The following is a 26757-nucleotide window of genomic DNA, read 5'->3' on the forward strand; positions in this document are numbered from 1 at the left end:
CGATCGAGCAGGTCAGAGGCTCGTCGACATCCCCCGCGCGGGGCCGATCCCGGGAGCGAGGAAGTTCGTGGGCCGAGACCGCCAGCAGGACGATCGCGGCGGTCGGCCGCTGCCCCCACGGCTCGACCCGCGCGCCGGCCTCCCGCCGCGTTCCCGCGCCGGTGCCAGCCCTGCCGGCCTCCGCGAGCGGGGCGGTCGCCGCCGTCTCGTGGTCGGCAGCCGGATCGTCGCCGGGCTGCTCTCGGCGCTGCTGCTCGCCGGCTCCGGGTGGGGCTGGTACCTCGGCCAGGTCGCCGACGCGACGGTCAACCGGACCGACGCCATCCCCACCGACGGCAACGACGACAGCGGGGACGTCGGCGAGGCGATGAACCTGCTGCTGGTCGGCAACGACAGCCGCAGCACGCTCACCGAGGAGCAGCTGGCCGAGTTCCAGGCCGGCACCGACTCCGGCATCAACACCGACACGATGATCCTCGTGCACGTCCCCGCCGACGGGTCGCGCGCCTCGTTCGTCTCCTTCCCCCGCGACTCCTGGGTGGAGATCCCCGGCCACGGCATGGACAAGCTCAACGCCGCCTACGCCTACGGCTACGCCGCCGCCGGCGACGCCGCCAGCGAGAGCGCCCGCCAGGCCGCCGGCGCCCAGCTGCTGGTGCGCACGATCAGCCGGCTGACGGGGCTGCAGATCGACCACTACGCCGAGGTGGACCTGCTCGGCTTCTTCGAACTGAGCACCGTCGTGGGCGGCGTCGAGGTCAACCTCTGCGAGCCCGTGGACGACCGCGAGTGGTCCGGCGCGGTCTTCCCCGCCGGCAAGCAGACGATCAGCGGCGCGGACGCGCTCAAGTTCGTCCGCCAGCGCCACGGGCTGCCGGGGGGCGACTTCGACCGCATCGTCCGCCAGCAGGTCTTCATCGCCGGGGTGCTGCGCAAGATGCTCTCCGACGACGTGCTGCTCGACCTCGGCAAGCAGCGCGAGCTCGTCCAGGCCGCCGCCGAGTCCCTGACGGTGGACGAGGACCTCAACCTGCTGCAGCTCGCCGAGCAGATGCAGTCGGTCACCACCGGCAGCATCGAGTTCCAGACCGTGCCCAACCTCGGGATCGACCGGGAGGGCAACGCGTCGATCGTCCGGCTCGCCGACGAGACCACCCTGCGCCAGTTCTTCGCCCAGCTGTCGGCCGAACCCGAGGAGGCCGCGCCGGAGGCCGCCCCGCCGGAGCCGGTCGACCCCGCCGAGGTGGCGGTCGCCGTCTTCAACGGCTCCGGCACCAGTGGCCTGGCCGCGCAGGCGGAGACCCAGCTGGAGGCCGAGGGCTTCTCGGTGGTCTCCACGGGCAACGCTGACTCCGCCGACTACGCGCAGACCGAGGTCCGGTACGCCGCCGGCGACGAGGCCCTCGCCGCCACCCTCTCCGCCGAGATCCCGGGCGCCGTCACCCGGGCGGTCGACGACGCCACCCCGGGCACCGTCCAGCTCGTCCTCGGCTCGGACTTCAACGGCATCGGCCAGGAGACGGACGTCCAGCCGCTGGTGGCCGAGGCCGAGGAGGAGGCCCGCACCGCCGCCGACACCGGCTGCATCAACTGACGCCCACGCAGCTGCGGGAAACGCCCGCTGATCAGGCGACGACGCGGCCGCGCAGGATGGTTCGTCGCGGTCGCTGCAACGAGTCGAGGTCGGCGCGCGGGTCGGTCTCGTACACGACGACGTCGGCCGTCGCCCCCTCCTCGATCCCCCGCAGCCCGAGCCACTCCCGCGCCCGCCACGAGCCCGCCGCCAGGGCCGCCTCGGCCGGGATGCCGGCCTGGCACAGCGCCCGGATCTCGTCGGCGATGACGCCGTGGTCGATGCCGCCGCCGGCGTCGGTGCCGGCGAACACCGGCACGCCCGCCTCGTACGCGGCCCGCACCACCGCACCGGAGTTCGCGTACAGCCGCCGCATCGTGCTGGCGTAGCTGGGGAACTTCTGCTCCCCCGCCGCCGCGAACCCCGGGAAGTTCTCCACGTTCACCAGCGTCGGGACGACGGCGGTGCCGCGGCGGGCCATCTCGCCGATGAGCTCCTCGGTCAGCCCGGTGCCGTGCTCGATGCAGTCGATCCCGGCCTCGATCAGCGCCGGCAGCGCGTCGGTGCCGAAGGTGTGCGCGGTGACCCGGGCGCCCTCCTCGTGCGCCGCCGCGATCGCCGCGGCGACGACGTCGGCCGGCCACTCGGGGGCCAGGTCGCCGACCGACCGGTCGATCCAGTCGCCGACCAGCTTCACCCAGCCGTCACCCCGGCCGGCCTGGATGCGCGTCTGCTCGACGAGGTCCTCGGGCTCCAGCTCGACGGCCAGCCCCGGGATGTACCGGCGGGTGCGGGCGATGTGCCGCCCGGCCCGGATGATCGTCGGCAGCTCCGGGTCGCCGTCCAGCTCCCGGGTGTCCACCGGCGAGCCGCAGTCGCGCAGCGCCAGCACCCCGGCGTCCCGCTCCACCAGCGCCTGCGTGCGCGCGTGGGCGATGTCCTCGACGTGCCCGCCGCCGCGGGCGATGCCCACGTGGCAGTGCGCGTCGACCAGGCCGGGCAGCAGCCAGCCACCCCGGCTCACCGTCTCCGCTCCCGGGACCGGCTCGAAGGTGAACCGCCCGTCGCGCACCCAGACGTCGCGGTGCTCGCCCTCGGGCAGCACCACACCGGACAGGTGGAGGGCGGGGGCGGTCACCGCCCGTTGCCGTCCTTGAACTGGTCGAAGTTCAGCTTGGTGAGGTCAGGCATGGCCTGACCCGGGGGCAGCCCCGGCATCCCGCCGCCGCCGAAGGGGTTCGCCCCGAAGGTGTTGCCCGCGCCGGGCGGCAGCCCGGGGGCGCCCACGGGACGGCGCGCCGGGCCACCCTTGCCCTTGCCCTTCTTCCCCTTGCCCTTCTTCGACTGCGCCTGCATCTGCCGACCGCGAGCCTTCTTCGACATGGGGCCCATGCCGGGCAGACCCATGCTGCCGGCCATCTGGCCCATCATCTTCTGGGCCTGCGCGAACCGCTCCAGCAGGCCGTTGACCTCGGTGACCGTCACGCCCGAGCCGTTGGCGATGCGCACCCGGCGCGACGAGTTGATGATCTTCGAGTTGACCCGCTCCTCGGGCGTCATCGACTGGATGATCGCCGCCGTGCGGTCGAGATCGCGGTCGTCGACCTGCTTGAGCTGCTCCTTCATCTGGCCCGCGCCCGGGAGCATGCCGAGCAGGTTGGCGATCGGCCCCATCTTGCGGATCGCCATCATCTGCTCGAGGAAGTCCTCGAGGGTGAAGCCCTCGCGGGAGGCGAGCTTGCCCGCCATCCGCTCGGCCTGCTCGGCGTCGAACGTCCGCTCGGCCTGCTCGATCAGCGTGAGCATGTCGCCCATGCCGAGGATTCGCGAGGCCATCCGCTCGGGGTGGAAGACGTCGAAGTCGCTGAGCTTCTCGCCGGTGGAGGCGAACATGATCGGCTGGCCGGTCACGTACCGCACCGACAGCGCGGCACCACCGCGGGCGTCGCCGTCGAGCTTGGTGAGGACGACGCCGCTGAACCCGACGCCCTCCTGGAACGCCTGGGCCGTCGTGACGGCGTCCTGGCCGATCATCGCGTCGACCACGAACAGCGTCTCGTCCGGGCGGACCGCGTCGCGGATGTCGGCCGCCTGCTGCATCAGCTCGGCGTCGATGCCCAGCCGGCCGGCGGTGTCGACGACGACGACGTCGTGCATGGTCCGGCGGGCGTGCTCGATCGAGTCGCGGGCCACCTGCACCGGGTCGCCGACCCCGTTGCCCGGCTCCGGCGCGAAGACGTCGACCCCCGCCTGACCGGCGACGATCGACAGCTGGTTCACCGCGTTGGGGCGCTGGAGGTCGGCGGCGACCAACAGCGGTGTGTGCCCCTGCGACTTCAGCCAGCGGCCCAGCTTGCCGGCGAGGGTGGTCTTACCGGCACCCTGCAGACCGGCCAGCATGATCACCGTCGGCGACTGCTTGGCCAGCCGGATGCGGCGGGTCTCGCCGCCGAGGATCTGGATGAGCTCCTCGTTGACGATCTTGACGACCTGCTGCGCCGGGTTCAGCGCCTGCGAGACCTCCGCCCCCCGGGCGCGCTCCTTGACCGCACTGATGAATGCCCGCACCGCGGGCAGCGCGACGTCGGCCTCCAGCAGCGCGATGCGGATCTCCCGCGCGGTCGAGTCGATGTCCGCGTCGGACAGCCGGCCCTTCCCGCGCAGGCCGGTGAACACCTTGTCCAGGCGGTCGGAGAGGGTCTCGAACACAGCACGTCCTCAGCAGTCTCGGGCGCGGGCTCGCCGCGCCACCTGTCTCCCAGCGTATCGAGTGGGGAGGTGACGGGGCGGCCCTCCCGCAGGGTCCCGCCGCCAGCCGGCAGGCGGTGGGGGGCGGGAGCCCCGCCCAGAGGCTCACGCCGAGCGTGCGAGGCGTGAGGGAGACGGGGAGTTTTCTCAGGCCGCGCGGGCGGAGCGGACCTCGGCGCGCAGCAGGGCCGTCTGACCGGTGACGATCGCGGTGCCGCAGTCGGCGCACGCCCACTCGGGGCACTCGCCGCCGTCCTCGGTGTGGCCGTCGACGCACGGCGGCTGCACGAAGTCCCGGTCGTCCCCGCAGGACGGGCAGGGCCAGTGGCGGCTCTCCACGAGTCGGCTCCTCTCGGCAGGTGGGACCGGTCCGTCCCCTCTGCCCACGACCGTCGCACGCGGGTACGACAGAACGAGGTAGCTCAGGACGGCGTGTCGGGTCCCGCCGCCACGGCCGGGCCCCGGGTGGCCGCGACGAGGGCCGCGTCGACCCGTTGCCGCTGCTCCGGGTCCACCGGGGAGCCCGAGGGGTCGGCCACGTAGAAGCAGTCGACCGCGTCCCCGCCGAGCGTCTCGATCCGGGCCGACGTGACGTCCAGCCCCTCCGCCGCGATCGCCGCGGTCAGCCGGTAGAGCAACCCGGTCCGGTCCCCCGCGCGCACCTCCACGATCCCGGTCGCCCGCCCGCTGACCTCGTGGTTGTGCCAGGAGATCCGCGGTGGCGCGGAGCGGGTCTCCTGGCGGTAGTCGGCCTCCCGCTGCCGCAGCCGCTCGGGCAGCGAGAGCGTCCCCTCCAGGGCGGCGCGCACGCCGTCGGCGAGGATCTCCGGCACCGGCGCCCGCCCGAACCGGGGCCGCACCGCGAACACGCCGGTGCCGTAGCCGTCGGCCACGGTCATCTTCGCGGCCCGCACGTCGAGCTGGTTCAGCGCGAGCACACCGGCGCAGGTGCTGAGCAGCCCCGGCCGGTCGGGGGCCCCGATCGTCACCTGCTGGCCGTCGGCCACCTCCTCGATGCCGACCGTCACGCCCCGGGTCGCGCCCGGGATGCCCGGCGCGAGCACTGTCGCCTGCGCCCGCGTGGCCGGGTGCAGCACCGGCTCCGGCTCGCTCAGCGGCGCGCCGCCGAGCTGCGCCTGCACCCGGGCCACCAGCGCCGCGACCAGGTGCGCCTTCCACGGTGACCACGCCGACGCGCTCGTGGCCGCGCCGTCGGCCTGCGCCAGCGCGTGCAGCAGGTGCAGCACGGAGGCGTCGCGGCCGATGGTGGCGGCCACCCGATCGATCGTCGCCGGGTCGTCGATGTCGCGCCGGGTCGCCGTCGCCGGCAGCAGCAGGTGGTGGCGCACCAGCGTGCCGAGCGTGGCGACGTCGGCCCCGGCGAAGCCCATCCGCGCGCCGATGGCGGCGGCGATCGGCTCGCCCACCTCGCTGTGGTCACCCGGCCAGCCCTTGCCGATGTCGTGCAGCAGCGAGGCGACCAGCAGCAGGTCGGGCCGGTCGACGTCGCGGGTGAGCTCCGCGGCCGCGGCCGCGGCCTCGATCAGGTGCCGGTCGACGGTGAAGCGGTGCCAGGGGTGCCGCTGCGGCAGCGACCGGATGCGGTCCCACTCGGGCAGCAGGCGGGCGAGCAGGCCCTCCTGGTCCAGCTGCTCCAGCACCGGCACGGCGGACCGGCCGCTGGCCAGCAGCCGGAGGAAGGACCACCGGACCTCCGACGGCCAGGGCTCCGGCACCGGCGGGCTGTGCACGGCGAGCACCTTGAGCGTGTACGGCGACAGGAGCAGGTCGGCCCGGGCGGCGGCCGCTGCCGCCCGCAGGAGCAGCCCGGGGTCGGCGGCCGGCCGGGCGTCCCGCGCGAGCACCACCTCGTCGCCCTGCCGGACGACGCCGTCGGCCAGCGGCTCGCGCCGCACCCGGCGGTAGCGGCCCCGGGGACGGCGGACCAGCCCGGCCTCCACCCGGCGCCACGTCTCGTCGGCGACGAACGCCAGCCGCCGCCCGGCCAGGCTCACCTCGCGCAGCAGCACGTCCTCGTCGGCCAGGCCCAGCGCGGCGGCCACCGCCCGCTGCTCCTGGCGCACCAGGACGTCGGAGGCCCGCCCGGACCGCCGGCGCAGCTCGTCGCGCACGTCGAGCAGGAAGGCGTAGGCCTGCTCGACCTCCGCGGCGGGCTCGTCGGCGAGCTGGGCGGCGGCCGCCGCACGCAGCACCTGCCCCTCGCGCAGGCCGCCGTAGGCCTCCTTCAGGTCCGGTTCCAGCAGGAAGGCGAGCTCGCCCAGGCGGCGGCCGCGCTCGCGCCGCAGGTCGCGCAGCTGCGGCAGGAGCCGGGAGGCGTGCTGCCGCCAGCTGGCCAGGGTCGCCGTGCGCAGCCGGGCGGCCAGCCCGGCGTCGCCGGCCACCAGCCGGGCGTCGAGCAGCCCGAGCCCGGCCTTGACGTCGGTGGAGGCGACGGCGACCGCCTCGGAGACCGAGCGCACCGAGTGGTCCAGCCGCAGGCCGGCGTCCCAGACCGGGTACCAGAGGGCGTCGGCGAGGGCGGCGACCTCCGGCCGGTCCTCGTGCACGAGGACCAGGTCCAGGTCCCCGTGCGGCGGGGGCTCCCGGCGGCCGAGGCTGCCGACGGCGACCAGCGCCACCCCGTCGGTGCCGGTCCGGGGCGGCGTCCCCCCGCGGCGGGTGTGCGACGGCGGGGTGCCGGCCACGGCGTCGTCCAGCAGCCCGGCGAGCCATCCGTCCAGGGCCGCGACGCGTTCCGCGCGGCTCAGGCCCGGCAGCGCCTCGGTGTCCAGCACACATCCCCCTCCGGTGGAGCAACGGTCGGAAGATGCGTCGGCCGGGGCGGTGGAGGAACCCACCACCCCGGCCGACGCGGGCCCCGTCCAGAGGCTCGCCCGAGCGGGCGAGGGATGAGGAGGACGGGGTCCTTCGACTAGAGCGCGTCGTCCCCGCGCTCGCCGGTGCGGACCCGGACGACCTCGTCGATCGTCGTCACCCACACCTTCCCGTCGCCGATCTGGCCGGTGGAGGCGGCCTCGACGACGGCGTCCACGACCCGGGCGGCGTCCAGCTCGCTGACGACCACCTCGATGCGGACCTTCGGCACGAAGTCCACCTGGTACTCGGCGCCGCGGTAGACCTCGGTGTGACCCCGCTGCCGGCCGAAGCCCTGGACCTCGCTGACGGTGAGCCCGGCGATGCCGATCAGCTCGAGGGCGTTCTTGACGTCGTCGAGCTTGAACGGCTTGACGATCGCGGTGACCAGCTTCATGACCTGATCCCTTCCGTGTTCCGGGCCTCGGCGCGCGCCTGGCCGGCCATTGGGGCGGTGGAACCGCTGCTGCCGAGAGAGGCGAGGTCGTAGCCCGACTCGGCGTGCACGACGGTGTCGATACCGGTGACCTCGTCGTCCTCGGTGAGGCGGAAGCCCATCGTCTTCTGGATGACGAATCCGATGACCAGCGTAAGGACGAAGGAGAAGACGAGGACGGCCACCGCCCCGACGACCTGCCGCCAGAGCTGGTCGACGCTGCCGCCGTAGAAGAGGCTCTCCACGCCGGCGGGGGCGTCGGGGTCGGCGAAGAAGCCGATGGCGATGGTGCCCCACAGGCCGCCGACCAGGTGGACGCCGACGACGTCCAGCGAGTCGTCGTAGCCGAGCTTGTACTTCAGGCCCACTGCCAGGGCGCAGAGCGCACCGGCGATCGCGCCGATGACGATCGCGCCGATCGGTGAGACCGCGGAGCACGCCGGCGTGATGGCGACCAGACCGGCGACCACACCGGAGGCGGCGCCCAGGGACGTGGAGTGCCCGTCCCGCATCTTCTCCACCAGCAGCCAGCCGAGGATCGCCGCACCCGTGGCGACGAGGGTGTTGACCCAGACCACCGAGGCGGTGTTGTCGGCGGCCAGCGCGGAGCCGGCGTTGAAGCCGAACCAGCCGAACCACAGCAGCCCGGCGCCGATCATGACCAGCGGCAGGTTGTGCGGCCGCATGGCGTCCCGGCCGAAGCCGCGCCGCTTGCCCAGCACCAGCGCCAGCGCCAGGCCCGCCGCACCGGCGTTGATGTGCACCGCGGTGCCGCCGGCGAAGTCGATCGCGGCCAGGTCGTTGGCGATCCAGCCGCCGACCACGTCGTCGCCGTCGAAGGCGAAGACCCAGTGCGCCACCGGGAAGTAGACGATGGTCGCCCAGATGCCGGCGAAGACCATCCAGGCACCGAACTTGGCGCGGTCGGCGATCGCACCGGAGATCAGCGCGACGGTGATGATGGCGAAGACGGACTGGAAGCCGACGAAGGCCATCGTCGGGAGCGCGGCGTCGGTGTCCTCCATCAGGCCGTTGAGCCCGAAGAACTCGAAGGGGCTGCCGAGGAGGCCCCCACCGATGTCGTCCCCGAACGCGATCGAGTAGCCCCAGAGCACCCAGAGCACGCTGATCAGCGCCAGGGCCCCGAAGCTCATCATCATCATGTTGAGGACGCTCTTCGCGCGGACCATGCCGCCGTAGAACAGTGCGAGGCCTGGGGTCATCAGCAGCACGAGCGACGCACTGGTGAGGATCCAGGCGGTATTGCCGGTGTCGAGCACGGCAACCTCCTGTGTCGGGTCGTCGGCCGGGCGGCCGTATCGGTGAGCTCGCGACCTCCGTGCGAGGAGGGCGACGCGGAGTTCACCGTGCCGGGCCCGTGTTTCCGGCGACGTCGGCGCCACGTTTCGGGGTCGTGAACTCCGCAGCGCGTGTCCCGCCCCCGCGTTGCGGGCGTGTTGCGCCGACCGGACCGTGTGATCCCTCGCACCCTCAGGGCGCGCGAACGCTCCGGCTGCTCACCCCGCCGACCCCGGGGTCACCCCTCGCCGACGAGCCCCTCGGCGAACGCCCTCGGCTCGAACGGCGCCAGGTCGTCGGGGCCCTCGCCGAGCCCGATCAGCTTCACCGGGATGCCCAGCTCCTGCTGCACCCGCACGACGATGCCGCCCTTCGCGGTGCCGTCGAGCTTGGTGAGCACCACGCCGGTGACCTCGACCGCCTCGGTGAACACCCGGGCCTGCACGACGCCGTTCTGCCCCGTGGTGGCGTCGAGCACCAGCAGCACCTCGGTGACCGGCGACTGCTTCTCCACGACCCGCTTCACCTTGCCCAGCTCGTCCATGAGCCCGGACTTGGTGTGCAGCCGCCCGGCGGTGTCGACGACGACGGTGTCCACCTCGGCCTCCATGCCGGTGCGCACCGCCTCGAAGGCGACGGCGGCGGGGTCGCCGCCCTCGCGGCCGCGGACGGTGAGCACGCCCACCCGCTCGCCCCACGTCTCCAGCTGGTCGGCGGCGGCGGCCCGGAAGGTGTCGGCCGCACCGAGGACGACGCTCTTGCCGTCGCCGACGAGCACGCGCGCGAGCTTGCCGACCGTGGTCGTCTTCCCGGCGCCGTTGACCCCCACGACCAGCACCACGCCGGGCCGGCCCTCGTGCCGGGCCGTGCCGAGCGTCCGGTCGAGGTCGGGGCCCAGGACCGCGGCGAGGTTGTCGACGAGGAGCTCGCGCAGCTCGGCCCCGGAGGCGGTGGCCAGCACCATCGACTGGGTGCGCAGCCGCTCGACGATCTGGGTCGTGGCCGCGACGCCGACGTCGGCGGCGAGCAGGGTCTCCTCGATCTCCTCCCAGTCGTCCTCGGTCAGCTTCTCGCGGGCCAGCACTGTGAGCAGGCCCCGGCCCAGCGAGGACTGCGAGCGGGCCAGCCGCGAGCGCAGCCGCACCAGCCGTCCCGCCGAGGGCGCCGGGGTCTCGAACACCAGCCCCGGCTCGGGCTCGGCCGGGGGCAGCTCCACGGTCGGCGGAGCCTCGGGGACCACCGCGTCGGGCTGGTCCTGCAGGCCCAGCCCCGAGGCGGTGGCACCGGTCGGCCGCGGCTGCTCGACCGGCGGAGCGGGGGGCCGGGGGCGGGTCAGCGTCGTGCCGCTGGCGGCGTCGTCGTCGAGCCGCGTCGTCCGCCGGCCACGGCCGACGAGCAGGCTGACCCCGGTGATGAGGGCGACCAGCAGGATCGCGATCGCGATCAGCACGAATTCCATGCCCCGAGTCTTCCAGCCGCCGCCCGGCCGGCACCTGCGGGACACCGGGTGTCCGCAGCCGGGGACGTAGGCCAGGCTGTGCCCATGCCGCCCTCCGTTCCCAGCGCCCCCGCCCTCGTGCTGGGCCCCCTCCTGCGGCACGTCGATCCCGTCTCCGCCACCGTCTGGGTCGAGACGGACCGGCCGTGCGAGGTCGACGTGCTGGGGCGGCGGGCCCGCACCTTCGCGGTGAGCGGCCACCACTACGCGCTGGTGCTGGTGGAGGGGCTCGCGCCCGGCAGCACCACGCCCTACGAGGTGCGGCTCGACGGCGTCGTCGTCTGGCCGACGGCGGGGACCGGCTTCCCGCCCAGCCGCATCCGCACTCCCGGCCGGCCGGGGCCCTTCCGGCTCGCGTTCGGGTCCTGCCGGTACGCCAGCGCCCGGACGGTGGAGGAGTCGGAGGGCATCCCGCCCGACGCCCTCGACCTCTACGCCCGGCAGCTCGCCGCCCGGCCGGAGGACGAGTGGCCCGACGCGCTCGTCCTGCTCGGCGACCAGGTCTACGCCGACGAGCTCACGAAGCGCACCCGCGGCTGGCTGGCCCGCCGCCGGGACCGGGCGCAGCTCCGCCGGGCGCCGCGCGCGCAGGTCGCGGACTTCGAGGAGTACACGCAGCTCTACGTGGAGTCGTGGCGGGACCCGGAGGTGCGCTGGCTGCTCTCCACGATCCCGTCCTCGATGATCTTCGACGACCACGAGATGATCGACGACTGGAACAGCTCGGCCGCCTGGCGGCGGACGATGCGCGCGAAGGACTGGTGGCGCGGCCGGATCACCGGCGGCCTGATCAGCTACTGGGTCTACCAGCACCTGGGCAACCTCAGCCCGCGGGAGCTGGCCGAGAACAAGGTGTGGCGCGCGGTCCAGGACCTCACCGACGCCGCCGGGGACGCGACCGTCGACGCCGAGCCGGTCCTGCGGGAGATGGCCGTCCGCGCCGACGAGGACCCCACGAGCACGCGCTGGAGCTTCGTGCGGCACTGGGGCGACGCCCGGCTGGTCATGGTCGACAGCCGCGCCGGGCGGGTGCTGCAGGAGGACGGCCGGCGCATGCTCGACGACGACGAGTTCGACTGGGTGGAGGCGGCGATGCGGCAGGCCGCCGCCGACGAGGTGCAGCACCTGGTGATCGGGACGTCGCTGCCGTGGCTGCTCCCCCACGCCGTCGACTCGCTCGAGCGGTGGAACGCCACCCTGAACGTGCGCCACCACGGCCGGCTGCGGGGCCGGCTCGCCGAGCTGGTGCGCCAGCTGGCCGATCTCGAGCACTGGGCGGCGTTCGGGCACTCCTTCGACCGGCTCGGCCGCGCGGTGCTCTCGGTGGCCCGGGGCGAGTACGGGCCGGCGCCGGCGACCACCCTGGTGCTCTCCGGCGACGTGCACCACGCCTACTCGGCGGAGGTCGTGGCGCCGGTGGGGCTCACCTCGCGCGTGCACCAGCTCACCGTCTCGCCGCTGCACAACCAGGCACCGCACCCCATCAAGGTCGCCTTCCGGATCGGCTGGAGCCGGCGCGCCCGGCGGCTCACCGAGCGGCTGGCCCGCTGGGTCGGCGCCGAGCCCGCGGGCCTGGAGTGGGAGAAGCAGGCCGGCCCGTACTTCGGCAACCAGATCGGTGAGCTGTTCCTCGACGGCCCGGAGGCCCGCTTCGTGCTCTCCGTGAGCGAGCGGGGCTCCGCTGCCCTGAGCGAGGTCGCCGACATGCAGCTCTCCGAGCCTGAGAGGGTGGCGCGGTGACGAAGCCGGCCCCCGGTCCCGACCAGCCGCCGATCCCGGTCCGCCTGGTCACGTTCAACACCCACCACGGCGTGGGCGCCGACGCCCGCCACGACCTGCCGCGGCTGGCCACGCTGCTGGCCTCGCTCGACGCCGACGTGATCTGCCTGCAGGAGGTCGACCGCCACTTCGGGCCGCGCAGCGAGGACGTCGACCAGGCGCTGCTGCTGTCCCGGGCGCTGGACATGCAGCTCGCGTGGGGGCCGGCGATCGACGAGCAGCGACCGGGCGACCAGCCGCCCCGCCAGTACGGCAACGCCCTGCTGTCGCGGTTGCCGATCCTGATCAGCGACGTCCACCCCCTGCCCGGCAGCGGCGAGCCGCGCAGCGCGCTGCGGACCATGGTGGAGCTCGACGGCGGAGCGCTGTGGATCACCGCGACGCACCTCACCACGCGGTCGGCCGAGGAGCGGGCGGCGCAGGTGGCCGCGCTGGCCGGGCTGCACACCGACGCGATGGAGACCGGCGTCCTGGTCGGTGACTTCAACACCGCACCCGACGCCCCGGAGCTGGACGCGCTGCGGCAGCGGTTCACCGACGCCTGGCGACTGGCCCGCGCCCGCGACGACCAGGGCGCCGGGTGGCGGTTCTGGCAGGCCGACGCCGGTCACACCCATCCGGCGCGGTCGCCGCACCGCCGCATCGACCAGGTCTGGGTGTCGGCCGGGATCGCCGTCGCCGGGGCCCACGTGCTCGATGCCGAGGGCGCCTCGGACCACCTGCCGGTCGTCGTCGACCTGGAGGTCCGCTCCGGGGTCTAGGCATAGGAAGCTCTACCTACGATTCGGGCGCGGATCCGCAGGTAGAGCTTCCTATGCCCTTGGCACGCGCACCGGCGTTAGCCTCGCCGGGTGCGCGAGGTGTACCGGCGCTTCGCCGTGACCGAGGCCGCGATCTCGCCCCTGCACGCACACGTCGCCCGGGCCCTCGCCGGCTCCGACGCTGCGCTGCGTGCCCTCGGGGCGCTGCCGGCGCGCAGGCGGCACCCGGCCCTGGTCCTCGCCGGGCTGCACGACCTCGCCCTCGCCGGACGCGCCCCCGCGCTCGCCGCCGCCTACGCCACCGGGGACGGCGACGCGGCTGCCGCGGCGGCGATCGACACGCTGCTGCGGAGGACCGAGGAGCTCGTGGCCCTGGCCGGGCGCCGGCGGCCGCGCACCGACGGCACCGGCGCCTGCACCGTCCTCCACCCGGCCGTCGCCGAGGCGGCGCACCGGGTGGGCACCGAGGCGGTCGGGCTGGTCGACGTCGACTGCGCGGCGGGGCTCCGGCTCGCCGTCGACCGCGTCGGCATCACCTACGGCGGCGGCCCACCGCTGGGCGACCCGGCGTCCCCGGTGCAGCTGTCCTGCTCGGTCGTCGGCGACCGGCCCGTCCCGGCCCGGCCCCTGCCCGAGGTCGTCGCCCGGATCGGCATCGACCCCGATCCGCTGGACGTGACCGACGCGGACGACGCCCGGTGGCTGCGCGCGTGCCTGCGACCGGACGACGCGGAGCGGCGCGCCCGGCTCGACGCGGAGCTGGCGCTGGCGGCGACGGCCCCACCGGAGCTGCTGCGGGGCGACGCCGTCGAGCTGCTGCCCGAGGCCGTCGCCCGGGTGCCCGCCGACGCCCTCCCCGTCGTCGTCACGGCGTGGGCGCTGTCGCGCCACCCGCCCGAGAGCCGCCTGCGCTTCCTGCACCGCCTCGACGAGGTGGCCGCGCGCCGGCCGGTCGCGTGGGTGTCGGCGGAGGGCGTCGGCGTCGCACCGGGGGTGCCGACGCTCGGCGACCGGCGCGCCTCCGGCCACAGCATCCTCGGTCTGGCGCTGCTCGACGGACCGTCGCTGCGGGTGGAGGCCGTCGGCCGCTGCTGGTCGAGGGGACGCCTGCTGGCCTGGCTGGCCGGGTCCCGGGCACTCGGGAGCCGCTAGGCCGTCTCGAGCTCCCGCAGCCGCTGGCTGATGACGCCGGTGATCCCGTCGCCGCGCATGCTCACGCCGTAGAGCGCGTCGGCGATCTCCATCGTCCGCTTCTGGTGCGTGATGATGATCAGCTGCGAGGTCGACCGCAGCTGCTCCACGAGCACGAGCAGCCGGCCCAGGTTGACGTCGTCCAGCGCCGCCTCGACCTCGTCGAGCACGTAGAACGGCGACGGCCGCGCGCGGAAGATCGCCACGAGCAGCGCGACCGCCGTCAGCGACCGCTCGCCACCCGACAGCAGCGACAGCCGCTTGACCTTCTTGCCCGGTGGCCGGGCCTCCACCTCGACGCCGGTGGTCAGCATGTTCTCCGGGTCGGTGAGCACCAGCCGGCCCGAGCCCCCCGGGAACAGGGTGGCGAAGACCTGCTCGAACTCCCGCGCCACGTCGGCGAAGGCGGCGGCGAAGACGTCGTGGATGCGGCCGTCGACCTCGCGGACGACGGTGAGCAGGTCCCGGCGGGTGGTCTTGAGGTCCTCCAGCTGCGTGGCGAGGAAGGTGTGCCGCTCCTCCAGCGCCGCGAACTCCTCCAGCGCCAGCGGGTTGACCTTGCCGAGCGTGGCGAGGTCGCGCTCGGCCCGGGCCACCCGCCGCTCCTGGACGGCGCGCTCGTAGGGCACCGGTTCGGGTGCCGGCTCCCCCGCCGCCTCCGCCTCGGCCACCTGCTGCGGCGACGGCGGCACCGGCGCGGCCGGCCCGTACTCGCCGAGCAGGGTGGGCAGGTCGACGCCGAACTCCTCGGCCGCCCGGGTCTCCAGCGTCTCGATGCGGTAGCGCTGCTCGGTCCGCGCCACCTCGTCGCGGTGCACCTCGTCGGTGAGCCGGTCGAGCTCCGCGGTGGCCGCGCGCACCCGGCTGCGGACCTCCAGCAGCTCCGCCTCGGCGCCGCTGCGCGAGGACGCCAGCGCGTCGCGCTCGGCCGCGGCGCGGGCCAGGGACCGCTCCAGCGCCGTGAGGGCGGCCTCGGCGTCGGTGCGCACGGCTGCGGCGACCGCCGCGCCGCGCTGCCGTGCCGCCCGTTCGGCCGCGGCCCGCTCGCGGGCGGCCCGCTCCTGCCGGGCCTGCCGGCGCAGGGACTCGGCCCGGCCCTGCAGGGCCCGCGCCCGCTCCTCGGCGGTGCGGACGGCGAGGCGCGCCTCCGTCTCGGCCTGCCGGGCACCGGCCACCTCGGCCCGCAGCCGGTCCCGGTCCTCGGTGGGCGGCTCCTCCTCGACGGGCGCCGCCTCCGCCGCGGCCAGCTGCTCCGCCAGCCGGGTCAGCGTCTCCAGCGCCTGCTCCAGCGCCTGCTCCGCGCGCACGCGGGCGGCCAGCGAGCGCTCGGCCTCCGATGCCGCCGACCGCGCCGCGGCACCCAGCTCGGCCAGCGCCGCCGCCTCCGCAGAGCGGGTGCGGTCGGCGGTCTGGCGGGCGGCGAGCGCCTCCTCGACGGCGGCGGACCGCGCCTGCGCCTCCAGCCTCGCGGCGGCCAGCTGCTCGGCGAGCTCGGCGGCCCGGGCCGACGCGGCGGTCAGCTCGTCGCCCGCCTCGTCGACGCGGGCCCGCAGCTCCAGGTTCGACGGCGCATCGGCCTGCCCGCCCAGCGCCCAGTCGGCGCCGAGGAGGTTCCCGGTCGCGGTGACCGCGCGCACCCGGGGGTGGGTGCGGACCAGCGCGACGGCGGCGTCCAGGTCGGCGACCAGCGCCACCCGCTCCAGTGCCCGGGCCAGCGCCGGGCGCAGCGACTCGGGGGCCTGCACGGCGTCCAGCGCCCACCGGGCCCCGGCCGGCAGCTCCGGCCAGCCGTCCCGCGGGACCGGTGGCAGGCCGCCGGTCACGAGCAGCCCGGCGCGGCCGCCGTCGGTGCGGGTGAGGTGGTCCAGCGCCGCGGCGGCCTCCGCCACCCCGGCGACGACGACGGCCTCGGCCATGCCGCCCAGGGCGGCCGCCACGGCCACCTCGTCGCCGGGGGCGACGGTGAGCTGCTCGGTGACCGGGCCGACGACACCGGGCAGGCCTGCGCCGAGCACCGCGGCGGCGCCGTCGGCGGGGGTGAGCCCGAGGGCGAGCGCGTCGCGGCGCGCCTGCCAGGACGCCCGGTCCCGCTCGGCGGCGCGCTCGGCCTCGGCCAGCTCGGTCACCCGGCGCGCCGCGGCGGCGTGCGCGGCGGCGGCGTCCTCGTGCGCGGCGACCAGGGCGAGGTCGGTGTCCTCCTGCTCGGCGACCTGACCCCGCCGGTCGGCCAGCCGGTCGGCGGCGGCCTCGGCGCGGTCGGTGGCCTCGCGGGCGGCGACGGTGAGCCGCTCGATCTCCGCCTCACCGGCGTGCACGCGGGAGCGCGCCGCGGCGACCTGACCGGAGAGCCGGGCCAGGCCCTCGCGGCGGTCGGCGAGCGCGCGGGCGGCGGCGACCCAGGCCTTCTCGGCGGCGGCCAGGGCCGCCTCCAGCTCGGCCCGGCCGGCCACGACTGCCGCGAGGCGCTCGCGCTCGGCGGCCAGGCCGGCCGCCAGCTCCGTCTCGGTGGCCGCGACCCGGTCGGCCTCGGCGTCCAGCTGGTCCGGGTCGCGCCCGGTCGCGGCAGAGGGGGCGGCGGCCGAGAGGTGCCGGTGCCGCTCGGCAGCCAGCTGGGCGACGCTGCGGAACCGCTCCCCCAGGGCCGAGAGCCGGTACCAGGTGTCGGAGGCCGCCTGCAGGCGAGGCGCGCTCGCCGCCAGGCCGCTCTCCAGCTCGGCCTCGCGCCGGGAGACGACGGAGAGCTCGCGCTCGACGACGGCCCGCCGCTCGCGGGCCGCGGTCTCGTCGGCCACGTCGCGGTCGAGGGCGTCGCGCAGCTGCACCAGGTCGTCGGCGAGCAGCCGGAGGCGCGCGTCGCGGAGGTCGGCCTGGACGCCGGCGGCGCGCCGGGCCACCTCGGCCTGGCGGCCCAGGGGCTTGAGCTGGCGGCGCAGCTCGGCGGTCAGGTCGGCCAGCCGGTCGAGGTTGGCCTGCATGCCGTCGAGCTTGCGGAGCGCCTTCTCCTTGCGCTTGCGGTGCTTCAGGACGCCGGCGGCCTCCTCGATGAAGGCGCGGCGGTCCTCCGGTCGGCCGGAGAGGACGGCGTCGAGCTGCCCCTGGCCGACGATGACGTGCATCTCGCGCCCGATGCCGGAGTCGCTGAGCAGCTCCTGGACGTCGAGCAGCCGCACCTTGTCGCCGTTGATCTCGTACTCGCTCTCACCGGAGCGGTACATGCGGCGGGTGATCGACACCTCGGTGTACTCGATCGGGAGAGCGCCGTCGGAGTTGTCGATCGTGAGCGTCACCTCGGCGCGGCCCAGCGCCGGCCGCCCCGCGGTTCCGGCGAAGATGACGTCCTCCATCTTGCCGCCGCGCAGGCTCTTGGCCCCCTGCTCGCCGAGGACCCAGGAGATGGCGTCCACGACGTTGGACTTGCCCGACCCGTTGGGGCCGACGACAGCGGTGATGCCGGGCTCCAGCCGCAGCGTGGTGGCGGACGCGAAGGACTTGAAGCCCTTGAGCGTCAGGCTGGAGAGGTGCACGGGACGTGGACTCTAGCCCGGTCGCCGCGCGGCCGAGTGCGGCGCGAGGCCGGTGGTGCGCCTGTGACGGATCAGTTCGCGAGCTGGGAGGTCCGAGCTACGCGAGCGCGGGCTCGGCGGTGTCGCCGGTCATCGACAGCAGCTCGTGCGCGATGGCGGCGTCCCGCTGGGCGCGCAGCTCGGCGAGCTCCTGCTCCAGCCGCTGCACCCGGGCCCGCAGGGCTGCGTTCTCCTCGACCACCCGGAGCTCCGCAGGGGTGACGACCGAACCGAACAGGGCCTTGGCCATGGCTGTGACGGCCTTTCGAGAGCGAGAGGGGATGACCGGCGCCCCGGTAGACGGTCGGCGCGGGCTGGATGTTCCCAGGGTGACACCACCATCGGCGCTGGTCAACGGCGACGGGGCAGGGCCCCGTGTCGGGGGGATGTCGGCTTCGTCACGCCGTGGTGAAGCCCGACAGCCCTTCCGGCGTCGCGAAGCGGACGTCGACGTCGGTGACCCGTCCCGGGGCATCCGGGCCGTCGAGGGCAGCGACCACGTCGCGCACGGCCTGCTCCGGCCCCTCGGCGATGACCTCGACCCGGCCGTCGGCTCGGTTGCGCGCGAGCCCGGCGAGGCCTGCGTCGCGCGCCAGGCCGCGCACGAAGGCGCGGTAGCCGACGCCCTGGACGTGGCCGGAGACCAGCGCCTCGACCCGGACGGTCATGCTCGCCGCGCTCTCGGTCGGGGCTGGCAGGTGGGGCAGCTGTAGCTCGAGCGGTTCATGAAGGACTCCCGGCGGATCGGGGTGCCGCAGCGGGGGCACGGCCGGTCCTCCTGCCCGTAGACGGCCAGGAACCGGGAGAAGTAGCCGCTCTGCCCGTTGACGTCGACGTACAGGGAGTCGAACGAGGTGCCGCCCTGGGCGAGGGCCTCCCCGAGCACGTCCCGCACCCCGTCGAGGAGGTCGGCGACCTGCGCCCGGGTGAGCCGGTCGGTGGGCCGGGCGCCGTGCAGGCGGGCCCGCCACAGCGCCTCGTCGGCGTAGATGTTGCCCACCCCGCCGATGAGCGTCTGGTCGAGCAGGGCGCGCTTGACCTCCGTGCGGCGCCGGCGCAGCGCGGCGGTGAACGCGTCGACGTCGAAGGAGGGGTCGAGCGGGTCGATCGCGATGTGCGCCAGCCGCGACGGCACCCCGCCCTGCTCGGGCACGTCCTCCACCGCCAGCCCCCCGAAGGTGCGCTGGTCGACGAAGCGCAGCTCGCGCCCCCGGTCGGTGAAGGTGAAACGGGCCCGCAGGTGGGTCTCGTCGGGGGCGGACGGCTTCTCGACGAGCAGCTGGCCGCTCATGCCGAGATGCCCGACGAGCGCCTGCCCGGTCGGCGTCCCGTCGGCCTCGGCCAACGGCAGCCACAGGTACTTCCCCCGGCGGTGGGCGGCGGTGAGGGTGCGCCCGGTGATCGCCGCCACGAAGTGGTCGGCGCCCTCCAGGTGCCGGCGGACGGCCCGCGGATGGTGCACCTCGACGGTGGCCACGGTGCGCCCCGCCACCCACTGCTCCAGCCCCCGGCGCACGACCTCCACCTCGGGCAGCTCGGGCACGGGGTTACTCCTCCGAGAGCGAGCGCCAGGCGGCCTCGGCGGCCTCCTGCTCGGCGGCCTTCTTGGTGCGGCCCGCGCCGGTCCCCCGCACGATGCCGGCGAGCAGCACCTCGGCCCGGAACGTCTTGGCGTGGTCGGGACCGTCGTCGTCCACCTTGTAGACGGGCGCCCCGAGCCCCTGCGCCGCCCCGAGCTCCTGCAGGCTGGTTTTCCAGTCGAGGCCGGCGCCGCGGGTGGCCGCCTCGACCAGCAACGGGTCGAACAGCCGGTGCACCACGGCGGAGGCGGTGTCCAGCCCGCAGCCCAGGTGCACCGCGCCGATGAGGGCCTCCATCGCGTCGGCGAGGATCGAGTCCTTCTCGCGGCCGCCGGTGGTCTCCTCACCCCGGCCGAGCAGCAGGTGCGGGCCGAGCCCGCCGTCGCCCAGGCGCCGGGCGACCCGGGCCAGCGACGTCATGTTGACCACCGAGGCACGCAGCTTGGCCAGCTGCCCTTCGGGGAGGTCTGGCTGGCTGCGGTAGAGCTCGTCGGTGACGATGAGCCCGAGCACCGAGTCGCCCAGGAACTCAAGGCGCTCGTTGGTCGGCAGGCCACCGTTCTCGTAGGCGAACGACCGGTGGGTCAGGGCGAGCGGCAGGAGGCCACCCGGCAGCGCGACGCCGAGCGCGTCGAACAGCCAGGTGGCGGCGCGCTCGGCGTGCTCCGCACCGCCCGGAGGCGCCGCGGGGACGCGACCGTCGACGGCATCCCCGTCAGGATGCCGAGCGGCGGCCGTCGTCCCCATGGCGGTGCGGGTGTGCGAGATCAGACCGACAGGACCTGGCGGCCGTCGTACTGCCCACAGGTCGGGCAGGCCTGGTGCGGGGGCTTGAGCTCGCCGCAGGCGCGGTTCGGGCACGGCGACAGGGTCGGCGCGCTGGCCTTCCACTGCGACCGGCGCATGCGGGTGTTGGCACGCGACATCTTCCGCTTCGGAACGGCCACGATCAGTTCTCCTCTGGGGTGGTGGATTCGCCGGGGGTGCCCGGCGAGGAAGCAGTGGTGCCGAACTTCGCCGCGAGGCCCGCCCAGCGGGCGTCGACGACCTCGTGGGCGTGATCGGCGGGGAGATCGTCCAGGCGCTGGCCGCAGTCGACGCACAAGCCGGAGCAGTCCTCGGTGCAGACCGGGGCCAGCGGGAGGCTCAGGACGACGACGTCGCGGGCGAGCGGCTCCAGGTCGAGGAAGTCGCCCTCGATCCGGCGCACCTCGTCCTCCTCGCTCGTCGCCTCCGTGGTGCTGCCCGCGTAGGCGTACAGCTCCTGGACGTCGAGGCGGAGGACGTCCTCGATCGGCTCCAGGCAGCGCGCGCAGGAGCCCGCGACCGGGACCGAGAACTCGCCGGTGACCAGCACGCCCTCCATGACCGACTCCAGACGCAGGTGCAGGTGGACGTCGGCGGCCTCGGGCACGCCGAGCAGCTCGACCCGCCAGTCACCGGGAGCCGGCGCGGTCCGATCCAGCTCCTGCATCGACCCCGCCCGCCGGCCCAGCTCCCGGAGGTCGACCTTCCAGGGGTTGGCGGCGGGACGCCGGTCCTCGTGAGGCACGGCGCCGGAGCGGTTCGGCGAAGCAGCAGGCATGTCGGTACTCGCGGTCGGGAGCGGGAGGGGTGGACGGCCGGGCGTGAAGCCGACGGCCGGACCAGGGATCGAGACTACCCGATCCCCGCCACCGACCGGGGCCAGGGACCGGAACGGCCGCCGTCCAGGGACCCGCCCCGAGCGTGCGAGGGGTGGGGAGGACGGTGGTCCTTCACCTACTCCCGGAGGGTGCTGCGGGCCTTGTCCACCGAGCGCAGCATCCGCTCCAGCGTCACCCCGAACTCGGCCAGCCTGCTGTCGACGTACTCGTCGACCTCCGCCCGCATCCGCGCGGCCTCGGCGTGCGACTGCTCGCCGAGCTCGTCGGCGCGGGTGACCGCGGAACGGTAGACCTCGGTCTCGGTGATGAGCCGCTCGTGCTCGGCGTGCGCCTCGGCGATGAGGGCGGCCCGGTGCTGCTGGCCCTCGGCGACCAGCGCCTCGGCCTCGGCCTCCGCCTCCAGCAGGATCTGCTCGGCGTCGGTCTGGGCCTGGGCCAGCAGCTCGTCGCGCTGCCGCCGGGCCGTGCCGACGATCTCGTCGCGCTGCCGCTTGGCCTGGGCGAGGAGCTGCTCGCTGTCCGCGCGGGTCCGGCCGGTGAGCCGCTCGGCCTCGGCCTGCGCCTGCTGCAGGATCTCGGTGCGCTGCTCGACGATCGCACCGGCGGCCTGCACGTCCTCGGGGAGCGACTCGCGCAGGTCGTCGAGCAGGTCGAGCACGTGGTCGCGCGGCACCATGCAGGAGCTCGACATGGGCACGCTTCGGGCGTTCTCGATGACCGTGGTCAGCTCGTCCACGGTCTCGTAGAGGCGGTAGACGACCTCGGTGGTGTGGCCGCGCCCGGGCCGGGTCACGAGCGCCCCTCCCGGGCCCGCTCGCGCAGCCGGTCGTCGACGGCCTTGGGCACCAGCCGGGAGACGTCGCCGCCGAAGGTCGCGATCTGCTTGACCAGGCTGGAGGAGAGGTGGCCGACCTGCGGGGCCGTCGGCACGAACAGCGTCTCGACGGCGGCGAGCTCCCGGTTCATCTGCGCCATCTGCAGCTCGTACTCGAAGTCGCTCACCGCGCGCAGACCCTTGACGATGACCGGGATGTCGTGCGCGCGGCAGTAGTCGACCAGGAGGCCCTGGAAGCTGTCGACCCGCACGCTGGGCAGGTCGGCGACGGCCTCCCGGAGCAGCTCCATGCGCTCCTCGACCGAGAACAGCCCCGCCTTGCCGGGGTTGACCAGCACGGCCACGACCAGTTCGTCGTAGAGCCCGGCGGCCCGGTTGATGACGTCGACGTGCCCGTTGGTGACCGGGTCGAAGGAACCTGGGCAGACGGCACGCCTCACGGACGCCGACCGTACCGGAGCACGGCCTCGCCGTAGCGTCGCTCGCGCAGACCTTCCAGGGGTGTCGGCCACTCCCACTCCCGTTCCCGGCTGGACCGCTCGACCACGACCACGCCTCCGGGGGCCAGCCACTCCCCCGCCACCAGGGCGCTGAGCACCTCGCGGACCTCCTCGGCCGGCGTGGCGTAGGGCGGGTCGGCGAGCACGACGTCGAAGGCCTGCGGGGCCGGGCCGGTGACGACGGCGGGGACCGAGCCCGCCACCACCCGCCCGCCGGGCAGGCCGACGGCGGCGAGGTTGGCCCGCAGCACGGGGAGCACCTTCGGGCCCGACTCGACGAACACCACGGTGGCCGCGCCGCGGGAGAGCGCCTCCAGGCCCAGCGCGCCGGAGCCGGCGTACAGGTCCAGCACCGCGGCCCCGTCGAGGTCGACCAGCGTGCCGAGGGAGTTGAACAGGGCGCCGCGGGCCTTGTCCCCGGTCGGGCGGACCCCCGCCGGCGGCACCTGCAGGCGCCGGCCCCCGGCGAGCCCGGCGATCAGCCTCGTCACTCCCGCCTCACGCCTTCTCCAGCCACTCGGCGCGCTCGTCGCTGGCGAGGGCTGCGACCTCGGCGGCGAGCCCGGGGTGGTCGGCCAGCCCCCGCTCGGTGGACAGCAGGGTGGTCGCCTCGGCCCGCGCCTCGGCGATGAGCTCCTCGTCCTCCAGGAGCGAGAGGAGCTTGATGCCCGACCGCCGGCCGGACTGGGCAGCGCCGAGGACGTCGCCCTCCCGCCGGGTCTCGAGGTCGAGCCGGGCCAGCTCGAAGCCGTCGGAGGTCGACGCGACCGCCGCCAGCCGCTGCCCGGTCGGCGACGCCGACGGCGCCTCGGTCACCAGCAGGCACAGCCCGGCGTGCTGTCCCCGGGCCACCCGGCCGCGCAGCTGGTGCAGCTGGCTGACGCCGAACCGGTCGGCGTCCATCACCACCATGACGGTGGCGTTCGGCACGTCGACGCCGACCTCGACGACGGTGGTGGCCACGAGCACGTCGATCTCCCCCGCGGCGAAGTCGCGCATGACGCCGTCCTTCTCCTCGGGGGTCATCCGCCCGTGCAGGACGGCGAGGCGCAGCCCGGCCAGCGGGCCGGCGCGCAGGGCGTCGGCGACGTCGAGGACGGCCAGCGGGGGCCGGCGGTCGCTGCGGCCGTCCTCGTCGGGCGGTGCGCCGTCGGCGTCCTCGGGCTCCTCGTCGGCGCCGGCCTTGTCCTCCTCGACGTCCCCGATGCGGGGGCACACCACGTAGGCCTGCCGGCCCGCGGCGACCTCCTCGCGGAGCCGCTCCCACGCCCGGTCGAGCCAGCCGGGCTTCTCCACGACCGGGACGACGGAGCTGGCGACACCCCCGCGACCGCTGGGCAGCTGCCGGAGGGTGGAGGTCTCCAGGTCCCCGTAGACGGTCATCGCCACGGTCCGCGGGATCGGCGTGGCGGTCATGACGAGCACGTGCGGGGGCCGGCTCCCCTTGGCCCGGAGGGCGTCCCGCTGCTCCACGCCGAAGCGGTGCTGCTCGTCGACGACGACCAGCCCGAGGTCGGCGAACTCGACGCCCTCCTGCAGCAGGGCGTGGGTGCCGACGACGATGCCGGCCCGCCCTTCGGCGACCTCGGCGCGGGCCTCGCGGCGGGCGGCGGCCTTGAGCGAGCCGGTGAGCAGGGTGACGCGGGTGCCGGCGGGGTCGCCGTCGAGCTCGCCGGCGCGGCCCAGCGGCCCGAGCAGGGCGCGGATGCCGCGGGCGTGCTGGGCGGCGAGCACCTCCGTCGGTGCGAGCAGCGCGGCCTGGCCGCCGGCGTCGACGACCTGGGCCATCGCCCGCAGGGCGACCACGGTCTTGCCCGACCCGACCTCCCCCTGCAGCAGCCGGTGCATGGGCTGGTCGCGGTCCAGCTCGGCGGCCAGCTCCTCGCCCACCTCCCGCTGCCCCTCGGTCAGCGCGAACGGGAGCGCCGCGTCGACGGCGTCGAGCAGGCCGCCGGGCCGGCGGGGCCGCGCGGTGCCCGGCTCCAGGGCGGCGGCCCGGCGGCGGGCGGCCAGCGTGAGCTGGAGGGTGAGCGCCTCGTCCCACTTCAGCCGGCGCTCGGCGCGCTCGACGTCCCGGCTGGTGGTGGGGCGGTGGATGTCGAGCAGGGCCGCGGGCAGGGACAGCAACCCGTGCCGGGTGCGGATCTCCTCGGGGAGCGGGTCGGTGACCAGGTCGGCGAGGTTGCCCGCGCCGCCGAGCAGCAACTTCACCGACTTCTGGATGACCCAGCTGGAGACGTCCTTGCTCGCCGGGTAGATCGGCACGAGCTCGCGCGCCCAGTCGTCGTCGTCATCGTCGCCGCTGAGCAGGTGCATGTCGGGGTGCGTGAACTGCAGCTTGCCCTGGTAGCTGCCGACCGTGCCGGCGAACATGCCCCAGACGCCGGGCGCCAGGCGGGCGTGCTTGTGGCTGAAGAAGACCAGCTTCATGGTGCTGGCGCCGTCGCCGACGGTGACCTCGGTGATCGTGCCGCGGCGCTGCCGCATGGGCCGGGTGCTCACGGTCTTCACCTGGGCGAGCACCGTCACCCGGTCGCCCGGCTGCAGGTCGTCCAGCCGGGCCATCTCCCCGCGCCGCGCGTAGCGGCGGGGGTAGTGCCGCAGCAGGTGGCGGACCGTGTGCAGGCCCAGCTGCTCGGCCATGCCGGTGGCGGTCTTGGGTCCCAGCACCCGCGCCAGCGGGGTCTCCAGGGTCACCGCCACGTCACTCGACCCCGATCTGCAGCGGGATCGAGCTGGGGCCCCCGCCGTAGCGGACCACCTCGACGGTGGGGTGCACCGTCGCGAGGTGGTGGCAGACCGAGTCGCCGAGCGCCTCGTCGGGGCCGACGACCAGGGTGGCCATCTCGCCGCCCGCCGAGAGCAGCCGGTCGAGCAGGTCGCAGGCGACGGCGGCGAGCTCCGCGCCGATCACGACGACGTCCCCCTCGGCGGAGCCGAGCACGTCGCCCGGCCGGCAGCGGCCGGCGGAGGTGAGCGCCTCCTGGTCGGCGACGGTGAGCTCGGCCCAGCGGGTGGCCGCCGCGGCCTCGGCCATGGTGATGACGTCGTCACCGAACCGCTGCTGCGGATCGGCGACCGCCACCGCGGCCAGGCCCTGCACCGGGGAGCGCGTGGGCACGACGCCGACCTCCCGCCCGGCCTCCCGCGCCCGGGTGGCCGCCCGGGCGGCGAGCGCGTGCAGGCCGGCGTCGTTCGGGAGCACCACCACCTCCTGGGCGGCGGCGGCGACGATCTCCTCGTACAGGTCGTCCTCGGTGACCCCACCGGCGTCGCAGACGACGACGCGGACGCCCTCGGCGCGGAAGAGCTCAGCCAGGCCGTCGCTGTGCACCGCCGCGACGGCCGCGCGCAGGCCGGGCACCGGCGCGGCCGGGGGCACCGGCGCCAGCGGGGTGACCGTGATGCGGTGCGGCCGGCCGGCCTCGATGCCCGCCTCGATGGCGGCACCGACGTCGGAGACGTGCACGTGGACGTTCCACTCGCGGCCGGTCGGCGTGTCCACGCCGACGACGACGAGGCTGTCGCCGAGCTCGGCGAGGCGCTCGTGCAGCCGGGCGACCGCCGTCTCGTCGGCGTCGGCGAGGAGGTACTGCACCTCGCTGCCCGGGCCGGGCGGCGGCTGGTGCGGGGCGTGCTCGACGCCGTGCCGGTGGGGCCGGCGCCCGTCGCGGCGGGCCAGCGCCGGGCGGACCGGCTGCACGCCGGTGACGGTGCGCACGAGGGCGTCCAGGACGATCGACAGACCGGCTCCCCCGGCGTCGACGACGCCCGCCTCGCGCAGCGCGGCGAGCTGGCCGGGGGTCCCCTCCAGGGCGCGCCGCGCACCGTCGGCCGCGGCCAGGACGACGTCCGCCACCGCTGCGCGCCCCTCGTCGACGGCCGCCACGGCCGCCTCCCCGGCGGCCCGGGCCACGGTGAGGAAGGTGCCCTCCTCGGGGTCGGCGACGGCCGTGTAGGCGCTCTCGGCGGCCTTGTGCAGCGCGGCGGCGAAGGCCGGGCCGTCGGCCGGTGGCTCGCCGGCGAGCTGGTCGGCCAGCCCGCGCAGCAGCTGGGCGAGGATGGTGCCGGAGTTGCCACGGGCGGACAGGACCGCGCCACGGGCCACGACCGCCCAGCCGGACTCCCCCGGGGCCGCCGCGTCCAGCGCCGCGCGGGCGCCCTCGGCGGTGTGCAGGAGGTTCGTGCCGGTGTCCCCGTCGGGCACGGGGAAGACGTTGAGGTCGTCGAGCCGCCCCCGGGAGTCGGACAGCGCCTCGACCGCGGCCCGGCACCACTGACCGACCGCGGCGTCGTCCAGCGCCGTCAGCACGGGAGCAGGCTACCCACCGGTGCCGACACGGCCCGGCCTCGTGCGCGGCGGGCCCCCGTCCGGAGGGTGCCGCGACATCACCTCCGCGGAGCGGTTAGACTGCTGGACGGTCTTGATGCGGGTGCTGCCTTGCCCCGCCGTCTGTGAACGATTCTTTCTGGG

At 75.4% G+C, this 26757-nt stretch carries 23 protein-coding genes; 4 read left to right on the forward strand and 19 right to left on the reverse strand.

Annotation, left to right across the window (positions count from 1 at the left end; genetic code table 11):
* Positions 1 to 67: 67 nt before the first annotated feature.
* Positions 68 to 1594, forward strand: coding sequence for an LCP family protein (locus ACI8AP_RS07975; RefSeq protein ID WP_456588805.1), 1527 nt, complete (start codon positions 68 to 70; stop codon positions 1592 to 1594).
* Positions 1595 to 1625: 31 nt separating this feature from the next.
* On the opposite strand, the gene ACI8AP_RS07980 is transcribed toward ACI8AP_RS07975, so the two are convergent.
* The 7 genes from ACI8AP_RS07980 to ftsY all read right to left on the reverse strand — a co-directional run bounded on the left by ACI8AP_RS07980 (position 1626) and on the right by ftsY (position 10389).
* Complete coding sequence (locus ACI8AP_RS07980) at positions 1626 to 2711, reverse strand: amidohydrolase family protein (protein ID WP_456588806.1); 1086 nt, start codon at positions 2709 to 2711, stop codon at positions 1626 to 1628.
* Positions 2708 to 4282 carry a signal recognition particle protein gene (ffh, locus tag ACI8AP_RS07985; RefSeq protein WP_456588807.1) on the reverse strand — a complete coding sequence of 525 codons (1575 nt, stop codon included), beginning with the start codon at positions 4280 to 4282 and terminating at the stop codon, positions 2708 to 2710. Before ffh ends, ACI8AP_RS07980 begins: the two co-directional genes overlap by 4 nt.
* Positions 4283 to 4468: 186 nt before the next feature.
* Positions 4469 to 4660, reverse strand: coding sequence for a hypothetical protein (locus ACI8AP_RS07990; protein ID WP_456588808.1), 192 nt, complete (start codon positions 4658 to 4660; stop codon positions 4469 to 4471).
* Positions 4661 to 4743: 83 nt separating this feature from the next.
* On the reverse strand, positions 4744 to 7116 hold the full coding sequence (locus tag ACI8AP_RS07995; RefSeq protein ID WP_456588809.1) for a [protein-PII] uridylyltransferase: 2373 nt from the start codon (positions 7114 to 7116) through the stop codon (positions 4744 to 4746).
* A gap of 137 nt (positions 7117 to 7253) precedes the next feature.
* Positions 7254 to 7592 carry a P-II family nitrogen regulator gene (locus ACI8AP_RS08000; protein WP_135146504.1) on the reverse strand — a complete coding sequence of 113 codons (339 nt, stop codon included), beginning with the start codon at positions 7590 to 7592 and terminating at the stop codon, positions 7254 to 7256.
* A complete protein-coding gene (locus tag ACI8AP_RS08005; protein WP_456588810.1) occupies positions 7589 to 8911 on the reverse strand; it encodes an ammonium transporter in 1323 nt (440 codons plus the stop codon). The genes ACI8AP_RS08000 and ACI8AP_RS08005 overlap by 4 nt, the downstream gene beginning before the upstream one ends.
* A gap of 257 nt (positions 8912 to 9168) precedes the next feature.
* The gene (ftsY, locus tag ACI8AP_RS08010) at positions 9169 to 10389 is read right to left on the reverse strand and encodes a signal recognition particle-docking protein FtsY (protein ID WP_456588811.1); all 1221 of its coding nucleotides are present in this window, start codon (positions 10387 to 10389) and stop codon (positions 9169 to 9171) included.
* A gap of 84 nt (positions 10390 to 10473) precedes the next feature.
* On the opposite strand from ftsY, the gene ACI8AP_RS08015 reads away from it, so the two are divergent.
* The 3 genes from ACI8AP_RS08015 (at position 10474) to ACI8AP_RS08025 (ending at position 14120) form a co-directional block, all read left to right on the forward strand.
* A complete protein-coding gene (locus tag ACI8AP_RS08015; protein ID WP_456588812.1) occupies positions 10474 to 12168 on the forward strand; it encodes an alkaline phosphatase D family protein in 1695 nt (564 codons plus the stop codon).
* Positions 12165 to 12968 (forward strand): endonuclease/exonuclease/phosphatase family protein, encoded by an 804-nt coding sequence (locus ACI8AP_RS08020; protein ID WP_456588813.1) that lies wholly within the window; start codon positions 12165 to 12167, stop codon positions 12966 to 12968. The genes ACI8AP_RS08015 and ACI8AP_RS08020 overlap by 4 nt, the downstream gene beginning before the upstream one ends.
* A gap of 90 nt (positions 12969 to 13058) precedes the next feature.
* On the forward strand, positions 13059 to 14120 hold the full coding sequence (locus tag ACI8AP_RS08025) for a DUF2332 domain-containing protein (protein ID WP_456588814.1): 1062 nt from the start codon (positions 13059 to 13061) through the stop codon (positions 14118 to 14120).
* Here the strand turns inward: ACI8AP_RS08025 and smc are convergent.
* The 12 genes from smc to ACI8AP_RS08085 form a co-directional block, all read right to left on the reverse strand.
* A complete protein-coding gene (gene smc, locus ACI8AP_RS08030) occupies positions 14117 to 17683 on the reverse strand; it encodes a chromosome segregation protein SMC (RefSeq protein ID WP_456588815.1) in 3567 nt (1188 codons plus the stop codon). The two genes, ACI8AP_RS08025 and smc, sit on opposite strands and share 4 nt — an antisense overlap.
* Positions 17684 to 17780: 97 nt before the next feature.
* Entirely contained in the window at positions 17781 to 17972 is a 192-nt protein-coding gene (locus ACI8AP_RS08035) for a hypothetical protein (RefSeq protein ID WP_456588816.1), read from the reverse strand.
* A 148-nt stretch (positions 17973 to 18120) separates the two neighbouring features.
* On the reverse strand, positions 18121 to 18390 hold the full coding sequence (locus ACI8AP_RS08040) for an acylphosphatase (protein WP_456588817.1): 270 nt from the start codon (positions 18388 to 18390) through the stop codon (positions 18121 to 18123).
* On the reverse strand, positions 18387 to 19265 hold the full coding sequence (gene mutM / locus ACI8AP_RS08045) for a bifunctional DNA-formamidopyrimidine glycosylase/DNA-(apurinic or apyrimidinic site) lyase (protein ID WP_456588818.1): 879 nt from the start codon (positions 19263 to 19265) through the stop codon (positions 18387 to 18389). The genes ACI8AP_RS08040 and mutM overlap by 4 nt, the downstream gene beginning before the upstream one ends.
* Positions 19266 to 19269: 4 nt before the next feature.
* Positions 19270 to 20049, reverse strand: a complete 780-nt coding sequence (gene rnc / locus ACI8AP_RS08050) for a ribonuclease III (protein ID WP_456588819.1) — start codon at positions 20047 to 20049, stop codon at positions 19270 to 19272.
* 20 nt (positions 20050 to 20069) lie between these two features.
* A complete protein-coding gene (gene rpmF / locus ACI8AP_RS08055) occupies positions 20070 to 20249 on the reverse strand; it encodes a 50S ribosomal protein L32 (protein WP_456561099.1) in 180 nt (59 codons plus the stop codon).
* A gap of 2 nt (positions 20250 to 20251) precedes the next feature.
* Complete coding sequence (locus ACI8AP_RS08060; RefSeq protein WP_456588820.1) at positions 20252 to 20887, reverse strand: YceD family protein; 636 nt, start codon at positions 20885 to 20887, stop codon at positions 20252 to 20254.
* A 176-nt stretch (positions 20888 to 21063) separates the two neighbouring features.
* Positions 21064 to 21741, reverse strand: a complete 678-nt coding sequence (locus ACI8AP_RS08065) for a hypothetical protein (RefSeq protein ID WP_456588821.1) — start codon at positions 21739 to 21741, stop codon at positions 21064 to 21066.
* Positions 21738 to 22223, reverse strand: a complete 486-nt coding sequence (gene coaD, locus ACI8AP_RS08070; RefSeq protein ID WP_456588822.1) for a pantetheine-phosphate adenylyltransferase — start codon at positions 22221 to 22223, stop codon at positions 21738 to 21740. The genes ACI8AP_RS08065 and coaD overlap by 4 nt, the downstream gene beginning before the upstream one ends.
* Positions 22220 to 22774, reverse strand: coding sequence for a 16S rRNA (guanine(966)-N(2))-methyltransferase RsmD (gene rsmD / locus ACI8AP_RS08075; protein WP_456588823.1), 555 nt, complete (start codon positions 22772 to 22774; stop codon positions 22220 to 22222). The genes coaD and rsmD overlap by 4 nt, the downstream gene beginning before the upstream one ends.
* A gap of 7 nt (positions 22775 to 22781) precedes the next feature.
* On the reverse strand, positions 22782 to 24986 hold the full coding sequence (gene recG, locus ACI8AP_RS08080) for an ATP-dependent DNA helicase RecG (RefSeq protein ID WP_456588824.1): 2205 nt from the start codon (positions 24984 to 24986) through the stop codon (positions 22782 to 22784).
* Between the two features lies 1 nt (position 24987).
* On the reverse strand, positions 24988 to 26595 hold the full coding sequence (locus tag ACI8AP_RS08085) for a DAK2 domain-containing protein (RefSeq protein WP_456588825.1): 1608 nt from the start codon (positions 26593 to 26595) through the stop codon (positions 24988 to 24990).
* Positions 26596 to 26757: the final 162 nt, after the last annotated feature.

The sequence above is a fragment of the Blastococcus sp. SYSU DS1021 genome (genome assembly GCF_054050995.1).

Coding starts and splice junctions, on each gene's coding strand:
- ACI8AP_RS08000 (WP_135146504.1), bottom strand. CDS start 7,592: ATGAAGCTGGTCACCGCGATCGTCAAGCCGTTCAAGCTCGACGACGTC.
- ftsY (WP_456588811.1), bottom strand. CDS start 10,389: ATGGAATTCGTGCTGATCGCGATCGCGATCCTGCTGGTCGCCCTCATC.
- ACI8AP_RS08015 (WP_456588812.1), top strand. CDS start 10,474: ATGCCGCCCTCCGTTCCCAGCGCCCCCGCCCTCGTGCTGGGCCCCCTC.
- ACI8AP_RS08035 (WP_456588816.1), bottom strand. CDS start 17,972: ATGGCCAAGGCCCTGTTCGGTTCGGTCGTCACCCCTGCGGAGCTCCGG.
- ACI8AP_RS08040 (WP_456588817.1), bottom strand. CDS start 18,390: ATGACCGTCCGGGTCGAGGCGCTGGTCTCCGGCCACGTCCAGGGCGTC.
- rnc (WP_456588819.1), bottom strand. CDS start 20,049: ATGGGGACGACGGCCGCCGCTCGGCATCCTGACGGGGATGCCGTCGAC.
- ACI8AP_RS08060 (WP_456588820.1), bottom strand. CDS start 20,887: ATGCCTGCTGCTTCGCCGAACCGCTCCGGCGCCGTGCCTCACGAGGAC.